We start from the raw sequence: 26,826 nt of genomic DNA on the forward strand, positions 1-26,826 counted from the left end.
TATGCCAAACATGGTTAAGTTTAATGCCGATTTACCACATATTTCTGTTTCTCAATCTTGGTACCAAAGAGGATTGCAGGTACAAAAACCCATTACTCAGACATTAGCCAAAGGTCCGGGGCAATTCTCCAAAGGTGTAGCACCCATTTACCTTCAAAAAGGAAAGGGTTCTCATGTTTGGGACGTGGATGGAAATGAATTCATTGATTATAACATGGGAATTGGCCCATTATCCATTGGCTATTGTATACCTGAAATTGATCAGGCTATCGTAGAACAATTGCAAGACGGCATTACTTTTTCCTTGATGCACCCATTGGAGGTTGAACTTGCCGAAATAATATCGGGAATCATCCCTAATGCGGAGGCTGTAAAATTTAGTAAAACTGGAGCGGATGTTACTTCTGCAGCTATTCGTGTAGCACGTGCATATACTGGTAGAGATAAAGTGTTTTGCTGTGGTTACCATGGTTGGCATGATTGGTATATTGGGATTACATCCCGAGGAAAAGGTATTCCAGATAGTATCAAAAATTTGTCTTTTACTTTCGGTTTTAATGATATTGATAGTATCCGAGAAGCTTTGGATGAAACGGTGGCGTGTGTCATTTTAGAGCCATTTATCTTCGAAAAACCGAAGGAAGGGTTTTTGAAAGAGCTAGCCGAATTATGTCGAGCTAATGGAACTCTACTCGTCTTTGATGAGATGTGGACTGGATTTAGAATAGCATTGGGAGGAGCTCAGGAATATTTTGGGGTAAAAGCTGATTTAGCTACATTTTCTAAAGCATGTGCAAACGGTATGCCATTAGCCATTTTAACGGGAAGAAAGGATGTGATGCAATTATTTGATGAAGAAGTATTTTCTTATACCACATTTGGAGGAGAGTGCTTGTCGTTGGCAGCTGCCAAGGCAACTATTTCATTCATGAAAGAACATGAAGTGCCCAAAGTCTTGGAGGAAAAAGGATTATGGCTCCAGAATGCTTATAATCAATTGACCTCTGATTTGGGAATGAGTCACATCAGTTCTTGTGTCGGATATCCTTGTCGGACCATGCTTACTTATACTGCTGAAGGGCAAGATTCTTTAGTTTTGAAAACATTCATGCAACAAGAATTACTGCAAAAAGGTATTTTATGGGGCGGTTTTCATAACATGTCGTATAGCCATAGTCAGGAAGATTTAGCCTATACCATGGAGGCGTATTCTGAGATTTTGCCTAGGTTAAAATTGGCAATTGAGTCTAATACGGTTAAATCATTGTTAAAAGGAGAGGTGTTAGAAGCTGTTTTTAGAAAAGTTACGGATCATAATATCAAACCTAAAATTAAATAAATGGACTTATTTGATTTACATGGTAAAGTAGCTTTAGTTACGGGGGCTTTAGGATTAATAGGGAAAGAACATTGCAAGGCATTGGCACAAGCGGGAGCTACGGTCATAGTGGCGGATTTGAATAAATCGGAATGCCAAGAATTTGCCAATACATTAGCCAATGGGGCTATAGGTTTAGGAATGGATATCAGTTATGAACAATCAGTCCAATTAGCAGCCATTAGAGTTAAGACCTTGTTTGGCAAATTGGATATATTGGTGAATAATGCGGCTATTAACGACCACTTTCAAGAATCGGCTAATATCTTAGCTACCTCTTCCTTTGAAAATTATCCTCTTACAATGTTTAAAAAATCCTGGGAAGTCAACGTTCTGGGAATGTTTTTGGTTTCTCAAAAAATGGGGCAATTGATGGTAGAAAAGGGGGGAAGTATCATTAATATAGCATCCACTTATGGTTTAGTAGGGCCAGATCAGAGTTTGTACAAAGATCCTCATGGTAATCAAATGTTTTATAAAACCCCAGCATATCCTACTACAAAGGGAGCTGTGATTAATTTTACTCGGTATTTAGCTTCATATTGGGGAGAAAAGGGAATTCGTGTCAATACCCTTTCTCCTGGTGGAGTGGAGAATGGTCAATCGGATTATTTTATTCAACAATACGTACAAAAAACACCACTTAAAAGAATGGCCAAGTCCTCAGATTATGCAGGGGCTTTACTATTTTTAGCGAGTGATGCCTCCGCCTACATGACAGGGGCAAATTTGGTAGTTGACGGTGGTTTTACAGCGATTTAATCTTATATAAAATGCAATTAGAGAGCATTAAATTAGTTTTGACGGATTGCGATGGTGTCTTGACAGACGGAGGGGTGTATTATGGAGAATCAGGTGAAGTCTTGAAAAAATTTAATATTAGAGATGGAATGGGGGTAGAACGATTGCGTAAATTAGGTGGAATTCAAACGGGAATTATCACTGGAGAAATATCACCTTCTTTAGTTAAGCGAGCGGAGAAGCTTCAAATTTCAGAGTTACATGTAGGAATAAAAGACAAAGAAAGAGTATTGTCTGAGATACTAGAAAAATATGGCCTTCAACCTTATCAGGTGGCATATATTGGTGATGATGTTAATGATTTAGTTGTATTGCCTTTTGTAGGCGTATTTTTTTGTCCAGCAGACGCTTTAGATCAAGTAAAAAAAGTAGCATCTAGAGTTCTTTCCATGAAGGGAGGAGAAGGATGCTTTAGAGAAATGGCAGAGCTAATTCTTCAAGCTCAAGGAATATATTAGTTGGAGGCAGAAAACTGTTTTAGACCAATTATTCCAATAACAATCAAGGTTAAGAAAGCGATTTCCATGAAATTTGTTGGTGTTTTAAAATAGAATACATCGGTAATTTTGATGAGGACTAATGAAAATGCGGTCCATACAGCTATTGCTGTGGCTGTAGGTATATCTTTTAATGAAATTGAAAGGAAGTAGATATTGGCAATTCCGAAAATAATATAACCTAGAAATGGGAAAAGCTCTGTTAAAAAAGTGGCGGAGAAAGGAGAATGTTGACTCCAGGCAAGTTTGAATTTTTCAAAATTCATATACTTTAAAGAATAGGTCCAGCCTGTTTCAAAAATTGATGCAACAAATAAATACAGCCAAGGTTTAATCATGTGTCTTCTCGCTTTTTTTCCCAAGGTTCAAATGTCCACCGGTAAAATGCATACCAGTGCTGGGCGAAATAGTTTTTAGGAAATTTATAATACAAGCCCCAAGAACTGGGTTGATTTGGGCTCTCATATAAAGTTCCAAAAATCACATCCCAAAAGCTAAATTTAGTTGAAAAATTTGCGTGGAAGACTTCACGATGATTGGCATGATGCCAAAGATGAAACTCGGGGCCATTGATGATGTATTTTAACTTACCCAGGCTCACTCGAATGTTAGAATGAATGAACATGCCCCATAATCCATCCACTAAACCTTTAATGGGGATAATAATCGGATCTGCACCTAATATGATTATAGGGAGAAATTCAATGGTTTGGTTGATGATAATCTCTATGGAATGAGAGCGTGCTCCTGCAATCCAATCAATTTGTTGATTAGAATGATGAGCTTCATGCGTTCTCCATAATACCTTGTTGGCATGTTGCCAGCGGTGAAACCAGTAAATGTAGAGGTCATGAGTAAATAGAAAGAAAACTAATTGCCATCCGATGGGCCATTCGCTTATAGAAAGATGGAATTTCCCATGGATAGAATGATTGATGGGAGCGATGATGTAATCAAAGATTATTATTTTGAGTAGAAAGCTTTGAATAATGGCATAGGAAATTAGATCCGTCCAGAACCCATCCCTAAAAAAGGGAACACCCTTTCGGTAAGGGTGCTTCCTTTCTAAAAATATTAATAGTACAACTCCTAGAATGAGAGAAACGAAACAAATTATATTGACATCAAGCAATTTCATTTGTTACAACACGTCTACTAACCTATTTTCCGTGATATTAACACGAAGTTTTTTCATGGGGCCAATCTCGCTTTCGTAAACTTGTTTAATACCATTTCCTAAAGACAATTCAGTATCATGTATATCTTTTACTAAGCGAACAAAGCCTTGAGGCTCCACAGAAGCAGCGTGGTCCGACCCCCACATGGCACGATCTAAGGTAAAGTGGCGCTCCACAAATTGAGCACCAATCGCAACTGCAGAAACGGTTGTGCTTAATCCTGTTTCATGTCCTGAGTACCCAATGATATATTCAGGATACATATTTCTAAGGGTCTGAATCATGCGTAAATTCAACTCTTCTGGTTTACATGGGTAGGCAGAAGTAGCATGTGCAATCATTAATGGATAATCACCATATTCTTTAATTAAATCCACAGCAAAACTAATTTCGTCAATACGTGACATCCCTGTTGAAATCATGATAGGTCTGCCTGTTGCACATATTTTACGAATCAAAGAATCGTCGGTTAATGAAGCAGATGCCAATTTATACATCACAGGGTTGAATTGTTCCATGAAATCTACGGATGGCTCATCCCATGCAGAAGCAAACCAATCGATTCCTTTAGACTTACAATAATTATCTATTTCCGAGTATTCCAAAATCCCAAATTCAGTTTTTCTTTTATAATCGATGTAAGTCATTTTACCCCAAGGCGTATCTCTGATAATTTCCCATTGATCTCTTGGAACACAGATTTCTGGAGTACGTTTTTGAAACTTAACAGCGCTCACTTTTGCTTCTACTGCGGCATCAATTAGTTGTTTTGCTATTTCCAAAGATCCATTGTGATTGATTCCAATCTCTGCGATGATGTAACATGGACTACCTTCTCCAATCGTTTTTCCAGTATTTAAAGTAATTTGTTTCATAAGGTCTATTTAAGATTGATATGTTGTGTAAGTATTGGTAAAACGTCCGTCAGGATATAAGTCAATAATGGCGTATCCGGGTTTTGTTTGTTGATAATCTCCAGACCACCAAGCGCCACTTACCGCTCCATTGCAGCAATAGGTTACACCATTATATTCGACACGATCTAGTAAATGAATGTGCCCACTGATGGCTAATTTGACATTGGGGTATTTTAAGAATAGGTCTTTTAATTCACTGGCATCTTCATGCATCCATTTGCCAGGAACAGTCCATTGATTTTTTTCAAATCTTTTTCCATCAAAAAAGATGCAAGCGGAAAGAATAGGGATGTGAGAGACAATCATCACCGGTTTTAATCTAGGAATCTTAGATAATTCACTTTTCAGCCAATCCAATTGTTCTTCATCAATGCGTCCAGTATACCATTGCCCTTCTTGGTTAGGACTAATGCTATCTAAGCTGATCAAATGCCAGGCCCCCAAATCTTTGGATAGGTAGCACTTGTTTTCTTTCAATTCGTCAAGTGCCCATTTTTTGCCATCGATTATACTTTGTGGACTTTCATTTTTGCACCAAATGTCATGGTTACCTATGGATTGGATAATGGGAGTAGAAAGTGAGTCTTTTAAAACTTCATTCCACAGCCTCCATTGTTTTTCGGCAATTCCCCGTCCTCCTCGATGTGCATCCATAATGGCATCTCCACTATTGATAATCAAGTCGGGTTTCAGGGGCAAATTTTGGATATGGGTTAAGCATTTTTCGAGACCTTTTGCCGCACCTATCAAGGGCATCATGTGCACATCAGTTATGTGTGCAATTCTAAATGGTTTAGTATTTGTATGAGAAATGGTATTGGCCATTCCCATAGATGGTAGGCTGAATGAACTGGCAACTAAACCTAAGGATTGTAGTAGAGACCTTCTATTCATAGGGTGGTTGAGTCAAATTTTCTTCTCAAATTTCCTATTTTAGTTTTACCTCAGTTTTTCTTGAAAATTATGGAATTGTGTTTTTTTTGATATAATTAATACCGAATTGTTGCTAGACGATAATCGAACAGTAAAGCCCAGTAAAAAGGGGGGAATGTCAAAGTTGATTAAATTTTTGGCATGGATAATCCCCCATTATTTTTAGGTAATGTCCAGTTAATTCGCTTGGTTAAAATTGATTTCCAAATGCGTTTTTTCTCTTGCTTAGGTTGAATAAGTTCTCTCAAATGAAAGTCCATTAATCTTGAAGATTCTTGAATCCAATCTTGATATTTAGAATAATCAGTATGGTGCACATGTTGATAGTCTTTGAAAAGACTTAAGTCAAATGTTTTGGCAGCTAGTCCAGCTCCTGCATGGGAAGCATCAAAGGCATTGATCATCTGTTCGATGTGGTTGGGCACAGGAACCATCATGGTTGGTTTGGAGAGGTACATAGCTTCGGCGATGGACTCAAATCCAGCCGTAGAAATAAGTCCGGCACATTGGGACATTTTTTCCAAATACTTCTCCGCATTGATGGGATGGAAAGTTAAGTTTTCGGAAAAATGGAAGATTTCCTTATGTGTGGGATGATCCCAAAAACAATCCAACTGAACATCAGGGTTTTGTTTAGACCATGCCATGATGTCTTCAGCTAATCGATAATGTGTTAAGTAGGCTAACCAATTTTTTCCTTGCTTAGCTTGTAGGGCCTTGACTTCTTTACGTAGTAGTGGGGGGATTACCTCTATATTTCTTTGGAGGTCGTTTTCTAAAGGTAAAAAGGAAAGCCCTAATTTTTTCTTGGAGCCTATGCCCGTTATTTTAGTATTTAGATTTAGGAAAAATTGATCTATTTTCTTTTCTGGAATACTTTCAAAATGGCGATTTAGTAATAAATATTGGTGTCCTATGGATAGACAGGGAGTTTTAGAGCCTGTTCTCCATTGGTGAAGTCCTGTAATGGATTCGTAAAAATTGATGATTCCATCGGGTTGATGTGCTTCAATAAATTCAGCTAACTCAGAGGCACTTTTCCAATAAGTTTTGAATTTGGAGAATGCTTGAAAGGCGGTTTTGCCTACTTGGACAGCTTTGCCATTTCCATAACATAGGGAAGGGCTCTCATATTGTAAAAGAGGTTTGTCGCCAATGAAATCTGTAAAAAAACTGGGGATTTTACGATTATTGGTAGAACCAACGGCATAAGCTATGATTTCGTGGCCAGCTTCTTGAGCAATTTGGCTTAACGAAATGGCTTGGGTCAAATGCCCCCTGCCTTCTCCTTGAACGGTGCATATATACTTTCCCATATTAGAGGGTCATTTGATCACTTAAGATTTCTTTTAATTCTGTTTTTAAATCAAAGTCAGGATAGTGTAGAATTTGCCATTCCCCTTGATGCGTTTCCACTAGGGCCGTTAATGATTCCACCCAATCTCCCGAATTCATATAGGAAACTCCATTGATTTGTTTGATTTCAGCTTTATGAATATGCCCACAGATAATACCATCCGCCTCTTGAGCAATGGCTAATTCGACAAGTTTTTCTTCAAAATCGGAGATGAAATTAACAGCCGCTTTTACCTTTTGCTTGATGGTTTGAGACAAAGAATAATAGGGTTTACCTTGTCTTTCACGGAGGTAATTGTACCATTTATTGACCCATAATAAAAAGGTATACCCGATGTCCCCCAAATAGGCTAACCATTTCATCTGACTTGTAATACTATCAAATATGTCACCATGCGTGATAAAATATTTCTTACCAAATGATTTTAAGGTATAGTCTCTCCGAATGGAAAACTGTTTTCCTATTTTTAATGGAATGATTTGGTCTAGGAAATCATCATGGTTACCTCTCAGGTAAATGACTTCAGTATCCCAGCGATCCATCATTTTTAACACAGCACGGAAGAATCCTGTGTGTTTTTTCTTCCACTCGCCTCCTTTTTTTAATTGCCAACCGTCAATGATATCCCCATTTAGAATGAGTTGGTGGCAGGAATAAGCTTTTAGAAATTCATTGACTTCTTTGGCTTTAGACCCCTTACTTCCTAAGTGTAAGTCGGAAATAACGATGGTCTTGTAAGTGGGTTGGTAGTTAACGCTCATCATGCGTAGTTTTTCTACTTCAAAACTACATTGGTTATCAGATGTTTATGTTAGGGGGGCGTTAAGCTATGGTTAAATTTCAGCTGGTTTTTTTCTTAACGCTGTCAAGGTTTTAAACCTTGACAGCGTTGGTAAAATTGTCCTTTTTTGCACAATAGACCAATCAGCTTATTGATATAATTATGTTAAAATAAGCTACTTGATAAAATGAAAAGTATATCAGCTTTATGTTGAAAGTATGAGAGAAAATAGGGTAGATTTGCCTAACGCTGTCAAGGTTTAAAACCTTGACAGCGTTGAGAATTAAAGCCCTAAATTCAAATGAGCCAATGCAGCTAAGCCCTTCCAAATTAAGTCATTTTCAAAATGAATAGCTGAATCTTCTAATCTAGGTGCAAAGTATGGAGCATCTCCTCCACATATAAGTATTACGATTTCGGGATCTTGTTTTCTTAATGCTAAAATATATCCCTGAATTTCTAATAATATCCCATTCATTGTACCAGCAAGTAAATTACTTGATGTCGTTTGACCCAATAAAGGGAAGTCCATTTGAGGAGAAATTAGGGGTAAATGTGCCGTATAATCATGCATGGACTTTGTTCGCATCATAAGGCCAGGACTTATAGCCCCTCCTTTAAAACTACCATCTACAATCCAATTATACGTAATGCAGGTTCCCAAGCAAATACTCAAATGATTGCTAGTAGGAAATAAAGTTTGAGCCCCTTCTGCTATGCATATTCGGTCCACACCTAATGTCGATTTATCGTAATTCGAATAGTCCACCTGCGTCAATGAAGTTGAACTAAGTTGATGAAATGGATCTAAATTTTCTAAGGCATTTATTAGTTCGGTTGGAACATCAATTACACTACTTAGAATGATGGAATCAATGGCCTTATTCTGGCAGATTTGAGATATTGATTCAAAGTTTGTATCACTTAAAATGCCAAAATCAACGATATGATCAGCCTCTACCCAAGCATATTTTAACTGAGAATTTCCAAAATCCAAGCAAAGTACCATCATTCATTTGATTTGTTAACAAAGTTAAATATTTCTTTTTCGTAAATTTGTATACTCTCAAAAACCAAAATTGTGTATCAAATACAAATATTAAAATCGAAGGTGCATCGTGCCACTGTCACAGAAGCCAATATTGACTATGTAGGAAGTCTAACCATGGATGCCGACTTGATGGATGCTGCCAACATGTTGGAACATGAAAAAATTCAAGTAGTTAATGTCAATAATGGAGAACGAATTGAAACTTATCTAATTAAAGGCGAACGAGGATCAGGCATCATTTGCCTCAATGGTCCCGCTGCTAGAAAAGCCGTAGTTGGAGATATTGTGATCATTATTTCTTATGCTTTAATGGACTTTGAAGCGGCGAAAACTTTTGAACCAACTGTCGTATTTCCAAATGCCAGTAATCGTTTGGCTTAATAAGATTCTGCTTCATTGGGGAAGTCTTGATTTTTGACATCAGCCACATAGTTTTTAACGGCCTGAGGAATCAATTCTCCTAAATTTAAATAACGACGTAGAAATCTAGGTTTAAACTCCGTGTTTATACCTAGCATATCATGCATGACCAAAACTTGACCATCGCAATGTTTTCCAGCGCCTATGCCTATACTTGGGATATGTAAACTTTCACTTACCTTTTTCGCTAAATCAGCTGGGATTTTTTCCAAAACTATTCCAAAACAACCCGCTTCCTCCAACATCTTAGCTTCTTCTACTAACAGGTTAGCCTCCTCTTCCTCCTTGGCTCTAACTCCATAAGAGCCAAATTGATATATACTTTGAGGAGTCAATCCGAGATGTCCCATTACTGGGATACCTGCCTTGACTATTTTTTTGATACTGTCTAGGACTTCTTGCCCACCTTCTAACTTAATGGCATGCGCTCCCGTTTCTTTCATAATCCGAATCGCTGAAGAAAGAGCGATTTCACTATTGGATTGATAAGATCCAAATGGTAAATCCACTAAAACTAATGCTCTTTCCGTACCTCTAACGACACATTGAGCATGATAAATCATTTGTTCCAAAGTAATAGGAAGGGTCGTTTCGTGACCCGCCATCACATTACTTGCACTGTCTCCTACCAGCAAAACATCCACACCTGATTGGTCCAACAATTTGGCCATAGAAAAATCGTAACATGTTAACATGGAGATTTTTTCTCCTTGCTTTTTCATGATTTGTAGACTTTGAGTCGTGATTTTTTTAAACTCTTTTAAATAGCTCATGGGGAAATAGTTGATTGTCAATCAGTCGGACCCCGCCAATAAAAGCGGCCACTAATACAACAAAGGTTTGAGAGAGATCTATAATGGGTTCTAAGCTTTTAGGGTCCGCAAAGGCTATGTAATCCACGGATTCAAAGCCAGCATCCAATAATTGTTGAGCAAATTGTCGCTCTAATTCTTTTGTACTGCAAGTTATTTGTTCTTTTATGGCTTTTTGAATCGTATCAAAACCATGATAAATAGCCAAGGCTTGAATTTTTTGTTCAGGGCTAAGTCGAACATTTCTACTACTCATCGCTAAACCACTCGCCTCACGAACGGTTTCACAAGAGATTAATTCTATGGTTGGTTCAAATGAGTATTGAGCTAATAATTGTCGAATGACCGCTACCTGCTGAAAGTCTTTACTTCCCATAAATAGCAAATCTGGTTGAACAGCTTCCAACAGACGATGCACAATCACACAGACACCTTGAAAATGTCCTGGACGATGTGCCCCCTCCCAAAGCTCCTCCAATCTACCTAAGGGATAATGTGGTAATTGATGCATTCCTTCAGGATACATTTCCGAAACCGCGGGAAGAAAAACGGCCTCACAGCCAGCTAATTCTAGTTTTTGTAAGTCCTCTTTTATGGTTTTTGGATACTTTTCAAAATCCTTTGGGTCATTGAATTGGGTGGGATTGATGAATATACTACAAACTGTAACGGCACTTTGTTCCTTAGACTTCTCTATGAGTGATAAATGACCTTCATGCAAAGCACCCATGGTTGGTACAAATCCAATAAGGTCATTTTTCGACCGATGTTCATCGATGAAATCTTGCAATGCCTGTTTTGTTTCAAATATCTTCATGGTCGAATTTGGCACTAAAATTACCTTATTTTGTGCAAATTTCGTTACTTGCCGACCTTTTCCAATGCTATGTTACAGGGTAAAAAAATCATCGTCGGAATTAGTGCCAGTATTGCCGCTTACAAAGCCATACTTTTAGTTCGATTATTGAAAAAAAATGGGGCAGAAGTACGTGTAGTAATGACATCTGCATCCAAAGACTTTGTTTCTCCATTAGTACTTTCCACATTCTCCAATAACCCCGTCTGGATTGATTTTCATGATCAACATATTTGGAATAATCATGTTGAACTCGGCCTTTGGGCTGATGCTTTTATCATCGCTCCAGCTACGTGTAATACCCTGAGTAAAATGGCTAATGGCTTATGTGACAACATTGTTATAGCCACTTATTTGTCGGCCCGTTGCCCCATCTTCATTGCCCCAGCGATGGATGAGGATATGTATAAGCATCCTTCAACTCAGCAGAATCTAGGAAAGTTACAATCCTTTGGTAATCATATTTTATCAGTGAATACCGGGTTTCTAGCCAGTGGTCTACATGGAGAAGGACGCATGGCAGAACCAGAGGAAATTTTGCTGGAACTAGTTGAAAAAATTGGTAGAGGCAAAAGCTGGTATGGTAAAAAAGTATTGATTAGTGCAGGACCTACCCAAGAGGCAATAGACCCAGTTCGCTATATTTCCAATCATTCTTCAGGCAAAATGGGTATTTCTTTGGCGGAGGCCTTTTATTTACAGGGAGCTGATGTAACCTTAATTGCTGGCCCTATGGCCTTGAAACCTGCATTTTCTGGTATTCATTGTGTTTCAGTTGTTTCTGCCAAAGAAATGGAAGAGGCTTGTCTTCGAGAATTTCCTAATTCAGATTGGACTATTATGGCTGCTGCAGTAGCAGATTATAGACCTGCCACTGTAGCAAGCGAAAAAATCAAGAAAAAGGAGAGCACACTAGATATACTGGTAGAAAAAACAACGGATATTTTAGCCTACTTGGGTACACAAAAAAGAAGCCATCAAAAATTGATTGGCTTTGCTTTGGAAACAGAAAATGAAGAAACGAACGCCTTGGATAAGTTACAAAGAAAAAATCTAGATGCGATTGTCTTGAATTCACTAAAACAGCCTGGAGCTGGTTTTGGTTTGGATACCAATCAAGTTCAAGTCTTTCATGCTTCTGGCGAACGACATACTTGTAGCCTGAAATCAAAAGAGGCTATTGCTCAAGAGTTAGTAGATTTATTTCAGCAATGGGAATAAAAAAAGCGTGTCGATTGCTCAACACGCCTAATTTGAAATAAATATTGATTAATCAATATTAGCAGTCTCCAATTTGGGAGCTAAAGAATAGATAATTAGCCAAGCCAAAACATAAGCACTACCACAAAGCAAGAAGATGATGTTATAACCATCGTTGATGTTGCCTAAAAGTTTATATTTATCTAATAAAGACCCCACAATCATAGGGAAGAAAATACCACCCACTGAACCCGCCATACCGCCAATTCCAATCACAGAGCTAACCGCTTTCTTCGGGAACATATCCGTAGCAATGGAATAAATATTGGCACTCCATGCTTGATGAGAGGCGGCAGCCAAAGAGATCAAGGCTACTGCTTGCCAAATATTATCACAATAACGAGCTAACATGATGGGCACTACCGCTAAAGCAAAACCTAGCATAGTGATTTTCCTAGCTCGGAAAGACGGCCAACCTAGGTTAATTAATTTACCCGATAACCAACCTCCACCAATACTTCCCACAGTCGTGGCGGTATATACGATAATCAATTCTAAGCTTGGTTTTTTCAAATCCAATTGGAAACGCTCGGAGAAATAAGAAGGTAACCAGAATAGGAAGAACCACCAGATTGGGTCGGTCAACATTTTTCCAAAGAAAAAGGCCCATGTCTGACGGAAGCCAAATAATTTAGCCCATTTAACAGGTTCCTGATTTTCATCTTTTTCTTCTTTATCGGCATGGATATAATCAAATTCTGCTTGAGATAATTCTTTGTGTTTAGAAGGAACTTCATAAAATAACCACCAAAAAATTAACCAAATAAACCCAATGGCTCCAGTAGCAATAAAGGCCATTTCCCAGCCATAAACACCTAAAATCCAAGGCACTAAAATAGGGGCTGCAACCGCTCCAATGTTGGCACCAGAATTAAAAATACCTGTGGCTAAAGCTCTTTCATTTTTAGGAAACCATTCGGCTACTGTTTTGATGGCAGCAGGAAAGTTCCCAGCTTCACCTAAACCTAATAATCCACGCATGAAAGCAAAGCTCAAAGTTCCTGTTGCCAAAGCATGCAACATAGCTGCGATGCTCCAAACTACGATGGAAATAGAATAACCCAATTTAGTTCCGATTCGATCAATAATGCCGCCAAAACCTAGCAAACTAATCGCATAGGCAGCTTGAAAGGTAATAACGATGTTGGAGTAATCTGTTTCTGTCCAATTAAATTGGTCTTCTAAAACCGGCTTTAATAAACCAATCACTTGCCTATCTAAGTAGTTGATCGTAGTGGCAAAGAATAGTAATGCGCAAATTTTCCAACGGTATTTTCCAATTTCCATAAGGTTGAGGTTTTGTTTGGGTTACAGTTCCCGATAAGTTGTAATTAATTGGGCAATCATTTGTTCAATAGCTTGATAATCTTTTTTGGCAATCAAATCAGCCGGAAATAATTGTGAACCCATACCTACCGCGGCTGCACCTGCATTAAACCATGTACTCAAACTCTCTTTATTTGGTTCTACTCCACCCGTAACCATGATTTGGGTATTGGGCATAGGTCCTTTTAATGCCTTAACAAAAGCTGGCCCCACTACATTACCTGGAAATATCTTAACGATTTTAGCTCCCCAAATTTCTGCTTGACGGATTTCTGTTAATGTCATGGCGCCTGGCATCCATGGAATGTCATGCTTACCACACACTTCCCCAACAGATTCTGTAATGAATGGTTGCAACATAAAATCAGCGCCCATTTGAATAAATTCATTGGCTTGTTTGGCATCATAAATTGTACCAATTCCTAATACTAAATCCGGACATTCTTTCTCCACATATTCCATGGCTTTGGCAAAAATATATGGGGCTTCTTTGCCTCGATTGGTAAATTCAAAAACGCGGATTCCTCCATCATAACAAGCCTTTAATACGCTCGTAGCAATGGATAAATCGGCATTAAAAAATAATGGGACGATAGGTGTCTCTTGAATGCGTTGATATACAACTTCGGAAGAATTTCTTGCCATGGTTATCGTTTTAAGCGTCCTGTCAGGTCTCCCTTCATGACGGTTTCTATTTCATCTAAGTTGGCTAAATTAATATCCCCCTCGATCGTATGTTTTAATGCGGAAGCAGCAACAGCAAATGATAAGGACTGAGCTTCATCTTTCAGAATTAGATTCCCATAAATGTATCCAGCCATAAAAGCATCTCCGCCGCCAATTCTATCTACTATTTGACTTATTTCTACTGTTTCCGACTTCAATACTTGTTTGCCGTTGAATGAAGTAGCCGACAAGGTATTTTGTGATGCTGAAATTTGACCTCTCTTGGTATTAATGATTTTTTTAATTCGAGGAAAACGTGCCATGATTTGTTTACTTACGGATTCCCAACCACTTTTGGTACTTCCATCTGGAACAATATTCAGAATATCTTCGGCATCTCCTTTTCCACAAACGATGATATCACAACCTGCAATCAAATCAGGCATCACCTCTTGTACCGATTTGCCATATTGCCATAAGTTTTTACGGTAATTGACATCGGCAGAAACAGTGATTCCTAAATCATTGGCGACCTTGATGGCTTCCCGACAAGCCTGTGCAGCTGATTCGGAAATAGCTGGACTTATGCCTGTCCAATGAAACCACTGAGCATCTTTTAAGATTTCTTTCCAATTAAATTCTTTGGGATCTAAATGGGCAAAGGAAGAATCTGCTCGGTCATAAACTACTTTACTTGGGCGCATAGCGGCTCCAAATTCAGTAAAATACAAACCTAAACGATTGCCCCCATATTGAACATACTGCATGTCTACTCCCACTTTTTTGAAATAAGAAGTAGCGGCATGTCCCATTTCATGATCAGGAAATTTAGTGACATGAGCTGCAGGAATTCCTAAATGAGCTAAAGCACCAGCAACATTCGCTTCTCCCCCTCCAAAAGTCAAATTGAGCGACTGTGCTTGTACTATTCTCCCATAACCTGGAGGACTTAGTCGCCCCATGATTTCTCCAAACGTAACTACTTTTTTCATGCTTTATTCAAAATTAAAAAATTGGGAGGCATTGGTATATGAAATGTCTTTAACCAATTTCCCTAACCATTCCATATCTGCTGGCAATTCGCCATTTTCTACATCTTGACCAATCAAATTACAAAGTATTCTTCTAAAATACTCATGTCTTGGGAAAGATAAGAAACTACGAGAATCAGTTAACATCCCTACAAAATGACTTAACATCCCCATATTCGACAAGGCATTGATTTGTTTCTCCATGCCGTCTTTTTGATCCAAAAACCACCAACCTGAGCCAAATTGAATCTTTCCAACGATTGTTCCATCCTGAAAATTACCTGTCATGGTCGCAAACAATTCATTATCTCTTGGATTCAAGTTATATAAAATCGTCTTAGCTAATTGGTTCGTTGTGTCTAGCGTATTTAAGAATTTCGATAAGGACTTAGCTTGTTCAAAATCCCCGATAGAATCAAAACCCGTATCAGGGCCTAAACTACTTAAAAGTCGATTATTATTATTTCTCAATGCCCCCAAATGAAACTGCTGAGTCCATCCTTTGGAATGATCTAAATGAGCAAAAAATACCAGCATAGCTGATTTAAACTGCCATTTTTCTTTTTTATTGATGGTTTTGCCAGAATGCAAGCGAGTGAAAATAAGCTCGATTTCTTCTTCGGTATAATCTTCTGCATAAATATGTTCCAAACCATGGTCACTCAAACGGCAACCAACAGAATGAAAGAAATCGTGACGTTCTTGAATCGCATCTTTAAAATCTTGGAGGTGATTGATTTGTTTACCACTTACCTGGCTCAAGGCATTCACATATTCTATGAAAGTTAATTCATCATCCACCGCCATGGCTTTATCTGGACGGAAAGTAGGTAATACTTTGATCTCAAAACCACTCGCTGCGATGGATTGGTGATATGCCAAATTATCGATAGGGTCGTCTGTCGTGCAAAGCGCTTTGACATTCATTTTTCTCAATAAATTCCGAACCGAGTATTCTTTGCTGCGCAATAAAGCGGAACAATGGTCGTAAATGCGCTTACCTGACTCGGCATTAAGTACTTCAGTAACGCCAAAATAGCGTTGCAATTCCAAATGCGTCCAATGGTATAATGGGTTACGCATCGTATACGGAACGGTTTCAGCCCATTTCATGAATTTTTCTTCATCGGTGGCATCTCCGGTGATGTAGCGCTCGTTGACTCCATGTGCCCGCATGGCTCTCCATTTGTAATGGTCGCCATAAAGCCATATTTGTGTTATATTATCAAATTGCTTGTCTTCCGCAATCTGTTGAGGCACTAAATGGTTATGGTAATCAATGATGGGCATGTGGGCCGCATATTGATGGTATAATGTCTGAGCGGTGCTCGACTGCAATAAAAAATCTTCGTTTAAAAAAGCCTTCATCGTGTTTTAATTAATGTAGAATGAAGAATGTAAAAATGAAAGAATATTATTTGAAAATATGGAGTAGAAGCAAAGTCAATTCTGCATTTTTCCCTAATCCCTAATCCCTAATCCCTAATCCCTAATCCCTAATCCCTAATCCCTAATCCCTAATCCCTAATCCCTAATCCCTAATCCCTAATCCCTAATCCCTATTAAAGGTATTTCTTCACCGCATCTTCAAAGCCTGGCAAAGCACTTAAATCATGCCCCCAAAGCTTCTCATCAGCCAATAGTTTTGTTAAGTTTAAATCTTTCCAAGCCTCATAAAAATAAGCAGCATAGTCACATTGTATTGGGTAGAACTCCCCATTACATTCCCCAAAATATTTGCCATCTTCTACTTTTACGGCATGCATAAACTGTAAGTAGGCCGCAAAACCCATGGCAAAAAGCTCGGGAGCTTTCCCAAAAATCTGGTAATAATTCACCAATAGAGGAATATTCCGCATTCTCATTTTGGTCGTGTACTGAACCGTGATATCAATCAATTTATGGTTGATGAACGGATTTTTAAAGCGGTCCAACACCGAACGACCAAAGCGATCGGCAATTTTGAAATCCATTTTATAAGGAATGGAGTGAGCTAATTCCGTCAGCATCAGGTTCATCACCAATTTGCTCAAATACGAATTGCTCATGACATCCTTTACTAAACGGAATCCTAATAAATAGGACATCCCACACATGAGGGTATGTGTTCCGTTCAAGAGACGAAGTTTCAACTCACGGTAAATTTCAATGTCTTCCGCAATCACTACACCTGAATCAACGGATGCAAAACTCAAGATTTTCTTAACGTCTGAACTACCTTGAATAGCCCATAAACGATATACTTCTGAAATGATCACTAAAGAATCATCATAACCTAATTGATCACAAATGGCAGTTCTTGTAGCTGTATCTGGTGCCCCAGGCACAATGCGATCTACCAGTGAATTACAAAAATGGTTGGCGGTTTGTAGCCATTGAATGAAGTCGGCAGAGAGCTGATGATCATTGGCCAATTTCAAAACAATGTCCTTTAACACATCGCCATTATTGATGATTAATTCCGTTGGGATGATGACCATGCCTGATTCTTTGCTTCCACCGAAATGTTGCCAACGGGCATGAAGAAAAGCTACTAATTTAGCAGGGAAAGAGCTTGGACATCCACCACTGATGGCATCATTCGCTACATATTGTATACCTACCTCGGTGGTGTTTGAGATGATAATTTGCATATCTGGACTGCTTGCGCAAGCCAAAATAGTATCCCATTCTTTGGAAGCTGTTAATGTTCTGGAGATGGATGAATTAATCAAATATTCCTCCACTTCTTTGCCTTCATCAATGCCTTTGATGCAATGCGTATACAGACCATCTTGCGCTTCAAAAGCATCTGCACCTCCTTTGGAAGTAGATTTAACTAGGACTACGCGGCCTTTAAAAACACCTTGACGATTGGCTTTATCTACAAAATAATCACATAAACCTCGCAGTAGGACACCGGTTCCAAATTGAAGGATTTTCTCTGGATAAGTAAATACTTCCGGAGAAGGATATTGGAGGGGTAGCTGGGTGTTAATTGCACCTTCGCTAACTAGTTTTTGGTTGAGAATGGGCATGGCCATTAATATAAAAATGGTTAATATACCTTTCTAAAGTAGAAAAGTAAGGGTATTTACCCTATGTATACGTAAAATTTTAGGCCTATTTTAATGGAATAAAAATGCAAACGTTTACGCTTCGCCTATGGGGCCATTGTAGTTCATGGGAAATTGAAAACCAGGGTTGTCCAAGTCTTTGGCGATAGGTCCAAAAGCTTCTTCATAGCGTTGAATATTTTCTTGAAGCGCCATCAGTAATCGTTGAGCATGATCGGGAGTCATGACGATCCTCGACTTCACCTTTCCTTTGGGAATTCCAGGTAAAATTCGAATAAAGTCCATGACAAATTCGGAAGGAGAATGGGCTATCAATGCCAGGTTGACATAAGCACCTTCTGCAATCTCTTCAGGCAATTCAATGTTTAACTGGTTTTCTTCTGGATTTGGATTTTTCATAGCATAAAAATAGGAAGTTTAAATTTAAAGAAATATTAGGAATTATGCGTGTATAAGCGTCTTTTTCAGGGGACTAATTTGGGGAATTATCAATTGATAGTGGCGAACTAAAGGAGGATTATTGGGCTAATTCGATGGAATTCAAACTTGATATTTTAGAGGTAATATTTATTTCTTGCGTTTTCGCAAGAAACATTATTCTTGGAATAGCCATCTTTGCTGAGGCTTTTTTCGCCATTACTTGGCACAATAAGCCCGTTATCCTGTCACCTAACCAGTAATAATTATGAAAGACTTTGCAGGCCGTTTGCTATTTATAGCATTCGTATGTTTGGCGTTTTTGATTGCCATTAATTTCAAAGAGATAAAAAATGGATATCTCGAAGGTAGAAATCACGTTTTATCTAGGCATTTAAAATGAACAAGCTTAATTCTTGGAGCTTGGATTTGATCGTGATCAACCTAGCCATATTTCTGTTTTTTTCTACGAGTACTTCGCCTGTCAAGAAATTGGTCGTCCCCAGTCCAATTCCAAAATTGAAAATTAATAAACGATATCAAGGTGTGGATTTATTTAATCCGATATTACACCAGTCTGGATACATGATTATTGATAAAAAATCGAACAAGGCAAAGGTGTATGAGCGGAAGCGATTGAATGGACAAAGTTTTTATCCTTCTGAATAGTCAAATCAGAATATCTACATGTAGGACCATGAATAATTTACTATCCTTTCGTTGGACGTCTTGGTACGCCAATATCTTCCTTGTATTGGCATCTTTCATCATGCCCGTAGTGGATTTTATCAAAACCTTGGATTGGATTCCCTTTACCTATTTTGTAGTTGATACCCGTTATGTTTTAGTGGCTTTGATTTTAATAAGTCTCTATTTAATAGGACGCATGTTCGTAGATCAAAGTAGGTATCCCTCCCTTTTTCAAGAATCTCGAATAGCTACTTTGGCTATCATTATTTATGGGATTTATCTGTGGTTAGAGCGGCCGTTTGGGTTGGTGGGGTTGGGATAAGGTAACTTGGAATTAGAAATCTATTGATAATTAATATAGAATGTAAAGATGCAATTTTTCCGATTATGTAGTCTATTGGCCCTTTTAATATCATTTTCAAGTTATGCTTTTACTGATTCAACCAAAAAGGAAGAAAAGGTACATTGGAACAAGCAAAAGTCTGATAATGCTTATGCATATGGTTTTACTATAATTGATTATACAACTAGGCCTTATACCATGAGGCAGTTTAATCAAAACTATTTATCTACCTATCGAATTTTTTCACGTGTAATAAATACTAGTTTACCTAAAAAATGGAAATTTCCATTAGCTATATTTAATTTCTTTTTACCTACTAGCTACTTTATTCCTTATACTCATGAAGAAGGTCACCGTTCCGTTTTAACGGCTTTAAATATTGGATCAGTTTCTTCCCCTGTATTTTCCAATGGCGTAGCCAAAGTGACAGGTGTTTCCGATGAAACGTTGATGCACCTCAGGGGCAGTGATTTACCTAATTACATTCGTTTGCATACTGCTGGATTAGAATCTGACTTCTCCTTATTGCAAATGGAAGAGGAATTGCTCATGTTTCAAAAAGAAAAATTGGAAAACATTTATGGCGATTTTTTTGGTAGAAAATTGGGAATAGTGAGTTACATGTTGTTTAGCGGTTTAAATCTAAATAGGCGAATTCATCCATTGGAGAGTAATGAAAATGATCGGGATATAGTTGGTGATGATGTATTAGGTGCGGTTCGCCACTTGCATCGACCTGATATGCCTTTTCAGCGATATACTAACCATCAAGAACTGAATGAAAGTGAAAAGGGGTATTTGAAAAAAGTAGCCTATTTGTCCTTGTTGAATTTACTCAGTCCATTATTCATAGGTAAGACTACCTTGGCGGTTAACCCTACTTTAAATGTTGGGTTTGGGGCAGGCTATATATTGGCCCCCTTTGGAGATATGATGGAGGAGAATGTGTATATCCAAAAAAATCAAAATTGGAATGTTCGCGCCTTTCTGCGACAATTTGGGAATAACCAAAGGTATTTTTGGGGAGGAGGCTTTTCGCTGGTAGATTATCCATGGAAAAACCGATTGATGATAAATGCAACTACCCAATGTTGGAATCAGCCTAAGGGTTTAGATTTTAATACGACTGAGGGTAAAATGGGAGCCTCCTTGGAATGTAAACTAGGTTTGTTGATTCCAACCAAAAAGTCGTCTCCTTTACAATGGATTTCCCTCGACTTAACCTTACGAGCTAAGACACAGGGTTTTGTTCCGCAGGACCCATATTTAGGAGATGCATTTAATGTGGCATTAGGAATGAGTATTTATACTAAATAAGAAGAATAAAAATGAAGAAAAAACTATATTCAATCATAATAATAGGGCTTTTATTCGTCCATGTTGCAAGAGCGAATAGGAGCGTAATGGCTGATTCAAGTAAGAAAATAACGATTTATACCTACCATAATTCGATATTAAAATATTTGTATTTCATACTCAAAAAAGGAAGATTTAAGCTCAATGGTGAATTGATCTAATTACCGGTTATTTCCTATATCAAGAGGGAGTATAGTAACATATCTGAACTGCAGGTGGAAAGCCAAGCCATGTTTAAAAAGCTCCGCTCTACCTATTCGGTGAAGGAAGGTCAGGTGTATTATTTCAAATGCATTCCAATTCCGGGATGGATTAAAAATCACTATAAATTAGAATTAGTGGATGATAAAACGGGTAAACGTGAAATACAAAGTATAGATGAATTCAGAAAGGAGGAGGATTAGCTCATGAAAGATGCCTAATCTCCTACTAAAATACCACCAAATTACTACCTAGGGGGGATTTTTTTAGACCTTTGTCTTAATTAGTTTTGATATGTCATTGCAATGGACAAAGGCGCTTACCGAAAAGCCTGAAAGAGAGTAGGTAAATAATCTAAAATTGAAATAATATGAAAATTAATGACTTAAATAACCTAACCCTACAAGAATTAAATGCAAACGAAATCAAAATAATCACGGGAGGAAGTGAAGAGGCAGTTTTGTTTAGTTTTGTTTTAACAGGTGTTTTAGATGGAATTAAACACAATACTGAATGTCATTTAACCTTATTTGGGAAAAGGATATTCTAATGTAAATAAATAGGGGGTGGCCTACCTGCTCCCCTATTTAATTTAAGGCTATGAAACATTTTTTATTTCTGATATTAATCTCATTTATTGGGAAGTCGCAAGTTTTAATTCTTGATAATACAAGTCAAAAACCAATTTCAAATGTAGAAGTGTTTAATAATAAAGGCATTTTATTAACCACGACGAACGAAAATGGGGAAATTGATTTGATAAAAGAGGAAGATTTCCCAGTTACATTTAGCCATTTTCTTTATCATAATTTTGAAAGTAAGTCTTTTTCTAAAGTTGTAAATCTTTCACCCAAGTCAATTATTTTAAATGATGTTGTTGTAAAAGGTAACCCAAATAAATACATTATCATTGAAGGATATTATAGAGGCTTTCAGACTAAAAATGATACTTTGGATGTTTTTGCAGATGCAAAAATTAAATGGATAATTAGTACATGGGAAAAAGAGAGCGTTGGCTATGAAATTTTAGCGTCTAGGTTTTTATTGTCGAAAAAGTATAAATATTATAAACAGGGAAAAGTATTTTTTGGCATGAGATTAAATACATTACCTCATTTGCAAACAGATTTCAAAAATTTTACAAAAAATACAAATGCTCTCGTTAGTTTTCACTATGAGGAAAATAATGGTTTCGAAAAAGAAATCAAATTTTTAGGTAATTCTTCAAAAATCATATTAAATCAAGATGAAATTTTTTCAACATCAGTACAATATCCATTTGAAAATTTGAAGTTCTTTAATCATAAGCATAAATTAATTTTTTCTTCCAAAAAATCGCATGTTTCAGATAGATATGAAGCAATAGATGAATTTATACCTTCTCAAATTTATTTTTCAAATGAGTTACCACGAAATTTTCAAAAGAAGATATTGATATCAGGAAAGTCAAATTTTGATTCAAATTTTTGGAAGGAATTTGAGGAAAATAGAAATTTCAAAAAACTATCTTCAGCGATTAATAACTCTTTAGAAAATTCTATGGAATTAATTAAATAGTAAGAATCAATTGATCTAATACAAAAACATTTGTTCTATGAAAGCTACATCAATAGCTTAAAATCAATGAAGTTAAAAAGAGTTCTGAAGCAAATTTTGGGTTTTATTATTGGATGGTTATTATCCTCCGCTATACTTAATCATAATGGTTCTATTAAAATCATTGTTGACTACATATTAGTGAACTGGTCTCAACTGGGTTTAATCCTTTTGGCAGCTAATTCAATTGAATTTTGTGTTCATTGAAGTATAATTAAACAATCTATAATTTATAATGTATCCCATTAGCACTGACCTAGAAAATACGGTCGAAAATCTTATTGCCCAAAATAGGCAAAAAGGGGTCTCTTTTTATTTAATTATTATTTTTGTTTTAGGGGCCATTTTAGGTTCTCTGCCCTTCATTTGGGTGGATATTAGTGCTCAAAGCAGAGGTATTATCCGCTCTGCAGATGAAAACGTCCCCATAATTTCCCTAATCAATGGGAAGATTACCTACATCCATCTTCGGAATAATCAACAAGTCAACAAGGGCGATACTTTATTGAAAATTGATTCTGAGATAGTACAAAGTCAAGAAGAGTTAAATCAAAATTTTAGAACACAAACCTTACAATCTATTGAAGATTATGAGCAAATGAGAAAGAGTGCCAATCCTGTAATTATTCAACAGCCCATTCATGAAGAATATGAAAAGTACCTTCAGCAGAAAAGAGAACTTCAAGCTAAAGTCGATTTAGCAGAGATTAACCATCGTAGAAATAAGAAATTATTTGAAGACCGAGTGATCGCATCCGCAGAATACGAACGCTTTCTATTTGATTTGACATTTGCCAAAGAAGCACTATCAAGTTTTGAACATCAGCAATTAGCCATTTTGGAAAAGCAAAAGAAGGATTTACACGATGCTTTGAGAAATTATGATGGGACATTAAATAAACTTCAACTAGAAAAAAAATCATATATCATTACTGCGCCTATAAGTGGCACTATTGTTAATTATAAAGGATTTCAAGCAAATTCATTTTTAGGAGGGGCTGTATCTATTGCGGAAATTTCCCCCAATAACACATTAGTTGTGGAATGCTTGATCTATCCCAATGACATTGGCTTGGTTCATTTGGGACAAAAAGTTCGTTTTGATGCAGATGCGTTTAATTACCACCAATGGGGTTTTATACAGGGTAAAGTAATAGAAATTGATCGAAATGTAAGTGTCCAAGATAAGGAAGTATTTTTTAAAGTAAGGTGTCAGATAGCAAGTACTCAATTGAAATTGAAGAATGGGTATATAGCTCATGTTAACAAAGGAATGACACTCACAGGTCGATTCATTATTACGCGTCGGAATTTATTCCAACTCCTTTACGATAAGGCGGATAATTGGTTAAATCCTGTCCGTCAAAAAAGAATATAATGTCTAAGATAAAGGTAAAACAACACGATATAAAAGATTGTGGTGCGGCTTGTTTAGCATCCATTGGGAATCATTATAGAGTTATAATTCCTATTGCTCAGATTCGAATTTTCGCACAAACGGATTTACGCGGAACGAATGTCTTAGGAATGATTCAAGCGGCCGAAAAAATGGGTTTTACTGCTAAAGGTGTAAAGGGAGGAATGGATGCACTACCTAAAATCCCCCTTCCTGCTGTTGCCCATGTTGTTCTGAAAAATCAATTACACCATTTTGTTGTGATTTATAAAGTGACTGCCAAGTACATTGAAGTCATGGATCCTGCTTATGGTAAAATGGAAAAATACACAATAGAAGCCTTTAAGGATATTTGGTCAGGAGTGTTGATTTTATTGGCACCAGGTGAAGGCTTTAAAAATATTGACAGCACAACTTCCTCTTTTAAACGATTTTGGGATTTAGTTCAACCTCATAAAGGAATTTTGTTTCAAGCCATTATGGGGGCAATGCTGTATACAGTTCTGGGATTGTCCATGTCAATTTATATTCAGAAAATCACAGATTATGTTCTTGTAGATGGAAATTCAAATCTCTTGAATCTCATGAGTGTGGGGATGATCTGTATTGTTTTAATTCAAGCCTACATTGGAAGTAGAAAGAGTATCTTAATGATGCGAACTGGTCAATTAATGGATGCTAAATTAATCTTAGGCTATTATAAACATTTAATGCATCTACCTCAACGTTTCTTTGATACCATGAGAATTGGTGAAATTACATCAAGGATTAGTGATGCCATTAAAATTCGAAATTTCATCAATGATGTAGCCATAGATATGGTAGTGAATACTTTCATCGTCATATTTTCTTTCACGTTAATGTTTATCTATTATTGGAAGTTGGCTACGATAATGTTGTTAATTATTCCTTTCTACTTATCAATATATTTATTGATGAACTATTTCAATAAAAAAGTAGAAAGAAAAATAATGGAAAATGCAGCTGATTTGGAAACTCAATTGGTAGAGTCTATTAATCATGTAAGAACCATTAAAGAGTTTGGTATAGAAGAGTATTCAAATGTAAAAACGGAGAATAAATTTATTAAATTATTGTTTACAGGAATGAAATCTGCCTTTAATTCAATATTTGCAGGAACATCCACATCTTTATTAGCTTCTATTTTTACTGTGGTCTTAATGTGGGTAGGTGCAGGTTTTGTACTTGATAGGCAAATTACTCCAGGTGAATTGTTTTCTTTTTATGCACTCATTGGATATTTTACTTCTCCTGTTTCGTCTTTAATTGGAGCTAATAAATCCATTCAAAATGCATTGATTGCAGCTGATCGACTTTTTGAAATCATGGATTTAGATCGAGAATCTACCGAAAACAAATTTGATCTAACTAGGGAAGAAATAGGGGATATTCGATTTGAAAAAGTGAATTTTTCTTATGGGAGTAGGGCTCAAATTTTTAAAGACTTTGATGCTGTTTTTCCAGTGAATAAAATGACAGCCATTGTAGGTGAAAGTGGGAGTGGTAAAACTACTATTTTTGCAATTTTGCAAAATCTATATGCAATAAGTGACGGTAAGATTTTTATTGGTGGGTTTTCCTTAGATTCAATTCATTATCAAAGTTTAAGAAAGTTGATTGGAGTCGTTCCTCAACAAATTAGCCTTTTTTCTGGCAATATTATTGATAATATTGCCTTAGGGCAATCTTTCCCAGATATAAAAAGAGTTGTTCAACTTTGTCAAGATTTAGGTATTTCTGAGTTCGTTGAAAAATTACCCAATGGGTATCAAACACAATTAGGGGAAAATGGAGCAATGCTTTCTGGTGGGCAAAAACAGCGTATAGCCATTGCGCGGGCTTTATATAAAGAGCCTGAAATATTGTTATTAGACGAGGCAACTTCTTCTTTGGATTCTCAAGCTGAAGGATTAATTCAAGATGTACTTAATAAGTATTTAGCACAAAGTAAAACCATTATTACTATTGCACATCGACTATCTACCATTGTTTCAGCGGATCAAATTTTGGTAATGAAAAATGGACAAATTGTTGAACAAGGGGAATACCAATTTCTTATGAACAATAAACAATACTTCTATGAAATGTCCATGAAGCAAAATTTGTTGATGAAATAACGGTAGGTCTACTTTACATTATTTGTTGAGTAAATACCGTATAAATTCTGACTTCCCTTTTAAGCCCAATTTTTTCATGATATTCCTTCGATGGGACTTAACTGTTGATTCTTGAATATTCAATTGTTGGGCAATTTCTTTATTACTGCAGCCTTGTTGAGCTAATTGCACCACGCGAAATTCACGTAATGTTAATTGAATTTTGGACATGTTATTAGTGGTTTAATTTTATCTAATTTAGTAAATCTATAGTAATAAAAAAATCCCCTCCAGTTTCCTGAAGGGGATCTTAATTCAAGCTAGTTGAAGACTAGTTTTCAACCGAAACCTTCGCCGTAACTTCTGCTTCGCTAGCTACCACTTTAGCTT

At 37.0% G+C, this 26,826-nt stretch carries 29 protein-coding genes; 13 read left to right on the forward strand and 16 right to left on the reverse strand.

Going from position 1 to position 26,826, the window contains the following annotated elements:
• The first annotated feature begins 1 nt into the window (after position 1).
• From EWU22_RS03155 to EWU22_RS03165, 3 genes are read left to right on the forward strand one after another with little or no spacing between them, the layout of a single operon-like run.
• Positions 2-1,339: an aminotransferase class III-fold pyridoxal phosphate-dependent enzyme gene (locus EWU22_RS03155; RefSeq protein WP_130924373.1), complete on the forward strand. Its 1,338-nt coding sequence runs from the start codon at positions 2-4 to the stop codon at positions 1,337-1,339.
• Entirely contained in the window at positions 1,340-2,140 is an 801-nt protein-coding gene (locus EWU22_RS03160) for an SDR family oxidoreductase (protein WP_130924374.1), read from the forward strand.
• An 11-nt stretch (positions 2,141-2,151) separates the two neighbouring features.
• Complete coding sequence (locus tag EWU22_RS03165) at positions 2,152-2,637, forward strand: KdsC family phosphatase (protein WP_130924375.1); 486 nt, start codon at positions 2,152-2,154, stop codon at positions 2,635-2,637.
• Here the strand turns inward: EWU22_RS03165 and EWU22_RS03170 are convergent.
• The 7 genes from EWU22_RS03170 to EWU22_RS03200 form a co-directional block, all read right to left on the reverse strand.
• Positions 2,634-2,942 (reverse strand): DMT family transporter, encoded by a 309-nt coding sequence (locus EWU22_RS03170; RefSeq protein WP_231962630.1) that lies wholly within the window; start codon positions 2,940-2,942, stop codon positions 2,634-2,636. The genes EWU22_RS03165 and EWU22_RS03170 overlap by 4 nt on opposite strands.
• A 68-nt stretch (positions 2,943-3,010) precedes the next feature.
• Positions 3,011-3,814, reverse strand: coding sequence for a sterol desaturase family protein (locus EWU22_RS03175; RefSeq protein WP_130924376.1), 804 nt, complete (start codon positions 3,812-3,814; stop codon positions 3,011-3,013).
• A 3-nt stretch (positions 3,815-3,817) separates the two neighbouring features.
• Entirely contained in the window at positions 3,818-4,729 is a 912-nt protein-coding gene (locus EWU22_RS03180; RefSeq protein WP_130924377.1) for an N-acetylneuraminate synthase family protein, read from the reverse strand.
• Positions 4,730-4,738: 9 nt separating this feature from the next.
• On the reverse strand, positions 4,739-5,665 hold the full coding sequence (locus EWU22_RS03185; protein ID WP_130924378.1) for a metallophosphoesterase family protein: 927 nt from the start codon (positions 5,663-5,665) through the stop codon (positions 4,739-4,741).
• Between the two features lie 167 nt (positions 5,666-5,832).
• Positions 5,833-7,020 (reverse strand): glycosyltransferase family protein, encoded by a 1,188-nt coding sequence (locus EWU22_RS03190; RefSeq protein ID WP_130924379.1) that lies wholly within the window; start codon positions 7,018-7,020, stop codon positions 5,833-5,835.
• Between the two features lies 1 nt (position 7,021).
• Complete coding sequence (locus EWU22_RS03195) at positions 7,022-7,822, reverse strand: UDP-2,3-diacylglucosamine diphosphatase (RefSeq protein WP_130924438.1); 801 nt, start codon at positions 7,820-7,822, stop codon at positions 7,022-7,024.
• 303 nt (positions 7,823-8,125) lie between these two features.
• The gene (locus EWU22_RS03200) at positions 8,126-8,854 is read right to left on the reverse strand and encodes a type III pantothenate kinase (protein WP_130924380.1); all 729 of its coding nucleotides are present in this window, start codon (positions 8,852-8,854) and stop codon (positions 8,126-8,128) included.
• Positions 8,855-8,923: 69 nt separating this feature from the next.
• On the opposite strand from EWU22_RS03200, the gene panD reads away from it, so the two are divergent.
• Positions 8,924-9,274 carry an aspartate 1-decarboxylase gene (gene panD, locus EWU22_RS03205; RefSeq protein ID WP_109321934.1) on the forward strand — a complete coding sequence of 117 codons (351 nt, stop codon included), beginning with the start codon at positions 8,924-8,926 and terminating at the stop codon, positions 9,272-9,274.
• On the opposite strand, the gene panB is transcribed toward panD, so the two are convergent.
• Both panB and panC read right to left on the reverse strand, forming a co-directional pair.
• On the reverse strand, positions 9,271-10,086 hold the full coding sequence (panB, locus tag EWU22_RS03210; RefSeq protein ID WP_130924381.1) for a 3-methyl-2-oxobutanoate hydroxymethyltransferase: 816 nt from the start codon (positions 10,084-10,086) through the stop codon (positions 9,271-9,273). The genes panD and panB overlap by 4 nt on opposite strands.
• The gene (gene panC, locus EWU22_RS03215) at positions 10,064-10,942 is read right to left on the reverse strand and encodes a pantoate--beta-alanine ligase (protein ID WP_130924382.1); all 879 of its coding nucleotides are present in this window, start codon (positions 10,940-10,942) and stop codon (positions 10,064-10,066) included. Before panC ends, panB begins: the two co-directional genes overlap by 23 nt.
• Before the next feature lie 30 nt (positions 10,943-10,972).
• On the opposite strand from panC, the gene coaBC reads away from it, so the two are divergent.
• Positions 10,973-12,202, forward strand: coding sequence for a bifunctional phosphopantothenoylcysteine decarboxylase/phosphopantothenate--cysteine ligase CoaBC (gene coaBC / locus EWU22_RS03220; RefSeq protein ID WP_317127079.1), 1,230 nt, complete (start codon positions 10,973-10,975; stop codon positions 12,200-12,202).
• 48 nt (positions 12,203-12,250) lie between these two features.
• Here coaBC and EWU22_RS03225 read toward each other — a convergent pair whose 3' ends face one another.
• The 6 genes from EWU22_RS03225 to EWU22_RS03250 form a co-directional block, all read right to left on the reverse strand.
• The gene (locus EWU22_RS03225) at positions 12,251-13,528 is read right to left on the reverse strand and encodes an MFS transporter (protein WP_109321938.1); all 1,278 of its coding nucleotides are present in this window, start codon (positions 13,526-13,528) and stop codon (positions 12,251-12,253) included.
• Positions 13,529-13,549: 21 nt separating this feature from the next.
• Positions 13,550-14,212, reverse strand: a complete 663-nt coding sequence (locus tag EWU22_RS03230) for a bifunctional 4-hydroxy-2-oxoglutarate aldolase/2-dehydro-3-deoxy-phosphogluconate aldolase (RefSeq protein WP_130924384.1) — start codon at positions 14,210-14,212, stop codon at positions 13,550-13,552.
• Between the two features lie 2 nt (positions 14,213-14,214).
• A complete protein-coding gene (locus EWU22_RS03235; RefSeq protein WP_130924385.1) occupies positions 14,215-15,225 on the reverse strand; it encodes a sugar kinase in 1,011 nt (336 codons plus the stop codon).
• 3 nt (positions 15,226-15,228) lie between these two features.
• Positions 15,229-16,632, reverse strand: a complete 1,404-nt coding sequence (uxaC, locus tag EWU22_RS03240) for a glucuronate isomerase (protein ID WP_130924386.1) — start codon at positions 16,630-16,632, stop codon at positions 15,229-15,231.
• 194 nt (positions 16,633-16,826) lie between these two features.
• Positions 16,827-18,281, reverse strand: coding sequence for a tagaturonate reductase (locus tag EWU22_RS03245; protein ID WP_231962636.1), 1,455 nt, complete (start codon positions 18,279-18,281; stop codon positions 16,827-16,829).
• A 114-nt stretch (positions 18,282-18,395) separates the two neighbouring features.
• The gene (locus EWU22_RS03250) at positions 18,396-18,719 is read right to left on the reverse strand and encodes a DUF3467 domain-containing protein (protein ID WP_130924388.1); all 324 of its coding nucleotides are present in this window, start codon (positions 18,717-18,719) and stop codon (positions 18,396-18,398) included.
• 417 nt (positions 18,720-19,136) lie between these two features.
• Between EWU22_RS03250 and EWU22_RS03255 the strand changes: the two genes are divergently transcribed.
• The 8 genes from EWU22_RS03255 to EWU22_RS03285 all read left to right on the forward strand — a co-directional run bounded on the left by EWU22_RS03255 (position 19,137) and on the right by EWU22_RS03285 (position 26,457).
• Positions 19,137-19,406, forward strand: a complete 270-nt coding sequence (locus EWU22_RS03255) for a hypothetical protein (RefSeq protein ID WP_130924389.1) — start codon at positions 19,137-19,139, stop codon at positions 19,404-19,406.
• Between the two features lie 28 nt (positions 19,407-19,434).
• On the forward strand, positions 19,435-19,749 hold the full coding sequence (locus EWU22_RS03260; protein ID WP_130924390.1) for a hypothetical protein: 315 nt from the start codon (positions 19,435-19,437) through the stop codon (positions 19,747-19,749).
• A gap of 48 nt (positions 19,750-19,797) precedes the next feature.
• The gene (locus EWU22_RS03265) at positions 19,798-21,087 is read left to right on the forward strand and encodes a hypothetical protein (RefSeq protein WP_130924391.1); all 1,290 of its coding nucleotides are present in this window, start codon (positions 19,798-19,800) and stop codon (positions 21,085-21,087) included.
• Positions 21,088-21,356: 269 nt separating this feature from the next.
• Positions 21,357-21,530, forward strand: coding sequence for a hypothetical protein (locus tag EWU22_RS13205; RefSeq protein WP_161566778.1), 174 nt, complete (start codon positions 21,357-21,359; stop codon positions 21,528-21,530).
• A gap of 167 nt (positions 21,531-21,697) precedes the next feature.
• Positions 21,698-21,877: a hypothetical protein gene (locus tag EWU22_RS03270; RefSeq protein WP_130924392.1), complete on the forward strand. Its 180-nt coding sequence runs from the start codon at positions 21,698-21,700 to the stop codon at positions 21,875-21,877.
• A 50-nt stretch (positions 21,878-21,927) separates the two neighbouring features.
• Complete coding sequence (locus EWU22_RS03275) at positions 21,928-22,884, forward strand: hypothetical protein (RefSeq protein ID WP_130924393.1); 957 nt, start codon at positions 21,928-21,930, stop codon at positions 22,882-22,884.
• A 274-nt stretch (positions 22,885-23,158) separates the two neighbouring features.
• Positions 23,159-24,301, forward strand: coding sequence for an HlyD family secretion protein (locus tag EWU22_RS03280; RefSeq protein ID WP_130924394.1), 1,143 nt, complete (start codon positions 23,159-23,161; stop codon positions 24,299-24,301).
• Entirely contained in the window at positions 24,301-26,457 is a 2,157-nt protein-coding gene (locus EWU22_RS03285; RefSeq protein ID WP_130924395.1) for a peptidase domain-containing ABC transporter, read from the forward strand. The genes EWU22_RS03280 and EWU22_RS03285 overlap by 1 nt, the downstream gene beginning before the upstream one ends.
• Before the next feature lie 18 nt (positions 26,458-26,475).
• Here the strand turns inward: EWU22_RS03285 and EWU22_RS03290 are convergent, their stop codons facing one another.
• The gene (locus EWU22_RS03290) at positions 26,476-26,667 is read right to left on the reverse strand and encodes a response regulator transcription factor (protein ID WP_130924396.1); all 192 of its coding nucleotides are present in this window, start codon (positions 26,665-26,667) and stop codon (positions 26,476-26,478) included.
• Positions 26,668-26,826 lie beyond the last annotated feature (159 nt).

This window comes from Aquirufa nivalisilvae, assembly GCF_004307455.1.
Lineage (GTDB): Bacteria > Bacteroidota > Bacteroidia > Cytophagales > Spirosomataceae > Aquirufa > Aquirufa nivalisilvae.

Excerpts from the sequence above, each read along its gene's own strand:
- EWU22_RS03225 (WP_109321938.1), bottom strand. The coding sequence starts at position 13,528 with ATGGAAATTGGAAAATACCGTTGGAAAATTTGCGCATTACTATTCTTT.
- EWU22_RS03250 (WP_130924388.1), bottom strand. The coding sequence starts at position 18,719 with ATGAAAAATCCAAATCCAGAAGAAAACCAGTTAAACATTGAATTGCCT.
- EWU22_RS03230 (WP_130924384.1), bottom strand. The coding sequence starts at position 14,212 with ATGGCAAGAAATTCTTCCGAAGTTGTATATCAACGCATTCAAGAGACA.
- EWU22_RS03265 (WP_130924391.1), top strand. The coding sequence starts at position 19,798 with ATGCAATTTTTCCGATTATGTAGTCTATTGGCCCTTTTAATATCATTT.
- EWU22_RS03275 (WP_130924393.1), top strand. The coding sequence starts at position 21,928 with ATGAAACATTTTTTATTTCTGATATTAATCTCATTTATTGGGAAGTCG.
- EWU22_RS03270 (WP_130924392.1), top strand. The coding sequence starts at position 21,698 with ATGAAAATTAATGACTTAAATAACCTAACCCTACAAGAATTAAATGCA.
- EWU22_RS03260 (WP_130924390.1), top strand. The coding sequence starts at position 19,435 with ATGAATAATTTACTATCCTTTCGTTGGACGTCTTGGTACGCCAATATC.
- panC (WP_130924382.1), bottom strand. The coding sequence starts at position 10,942 with ATGAAGATATTTGAAACAAAACAGGCATTGCAAGATTTCATCGATGAA.
- EWU22_RS03195 (WP_130924438.1), bottom strand. The coding sequence starts at position 7,822 with ATGAGCGTTAACTACCAACCCACTTACAAGACCATCGTTATTTCCGAC.
- EWU22_RS03200 (WP_130924380.1), bottom strand. The coding sequence starts at position 8,854 with ATGATGGTACTTTGCTTGGATTTTGGAAATTCTCAGTTAAAATATGCT.
- EWU22_RS03290 (WP_130924396.1), bottom strand. The coding sequence starts at position 26,667 with ATGTCCAAAATTCAATTAACATTACGTGAATTTCGCGTGGTGCAATTA.
- EWU22_RS03235 (WP_130924385.1), bottom strand. The coding sequence starts at position 15,225 with ATGAAAAAAGTAGTTACGTTTGGAGAAATCATGGGGCGACTAAGTCCT.
- panB (WP_130924381.1), bottom strand. The coding sequence starts at position 10,086 with ATGAGCTATTTAAAAGAGTTTAAAAAAATCACGACTCAAAGTCTACAA.
- EWU22_RS03170 (WP_231962630.1), bottom strand. The coding sequence starts at position 2,942 with ATGAATTTTGAAAAATTCAAACTTGCCTGGAGTCAACATTCTCCTTTC.
- EWU22_RS03180 (WP_130924377.1), bottom strand. The coding sequence starts at position 4,729 with ATGAAACAAATTACTTTAAATACTGGAAAAACGATTGGAGAAGGTAGT.
- EWU22_RS03175 (WP_130924376.1), bottom strand. The coding sequence starts at position 3,814 with ATGAAATTGCTTGATGTCAATATAATTTGTTTCGTTTCTCTCATTCTA.
- EWU22_RS13205 (WP_161566778.1), top strand. The coding sequence starts at position 21,357 with ATGTTTAAAAAGCTCCGCTCTACCTATTCGGTGAAGGAAGGTCAGGTG.
- EWU22_RS03190 (WP_130924379.1), bottom strand. The coding sequence starts at position 7,020 with ATGGGAAAGTATATATGCACCGTTCAAGGAGAAGGCAGGGGGCATTTG.
- EWU22_RS03285 (WP_130924395.1), top strand. The coding sequence starts at position 24,301 with ATGTCTAAGATAAAGGTAAAACAACACGATATAAAAGATTGTGGTGCG.
- uxaC (WP_130924386.1), bottom strand. The coding sequence starts at position 16,632 with ATGAAGGCTTTTTTAAACGAAGATTTTTTATTGCAGTCGAGCACCGCT.
- EWU22_RS03160 (WP_130924374.1), top strand. The coding sequence starts at position 1,340 with ATGGACTTATTTGATTTACATGGTAAAGTAGCTTTAGTTACGGGGGCT.
- EWU22_RS03255 (WP_130924389.1), top strand. The coding sequence starts at position 19,137 with ATGAACAAGCTTAATTCTTGGAGCTTGGATTTGATCGTGATCAACCTA.
- EWU22_RS03280 (WP_130924394.1), top strand. The coding sequence starts at position 23,159 with ATGTATCCCATTAGCACTGACCTAGAAAATACGGTCGAAAATCTTATT.
- EWU22_RS03245 (WP_231962636.1), bottom strand. The coding sequence starts at position 18,281 with ATGCCCATTCTCAACCAAAAACTAGTTAGCGAAGGTGCAATTAACACC.
- EWU22_RS03165 (WP_130924375.1), top strand. The coding sequence starts at position 2,152 with ATGCAATTAGAGAGCATTAAATTAGTTTTGACGGATTGCGATGGTGTC.
- EWU22_RS03155 (WP_130924373.1), top strand. The coding sequence starts at position 2 with ATGCCAAACATGGTTAAGTTTAATGCCGATTTACCACATATTTCTGTT.
- EWU22_RS03185 (WP_130924378.1), bottom strand. The coding sequence starts at position 5,665 with ATGAATAGAAGGTCTCTACTACAATCCTTAGGTTTAGTTGCCAGTTCA.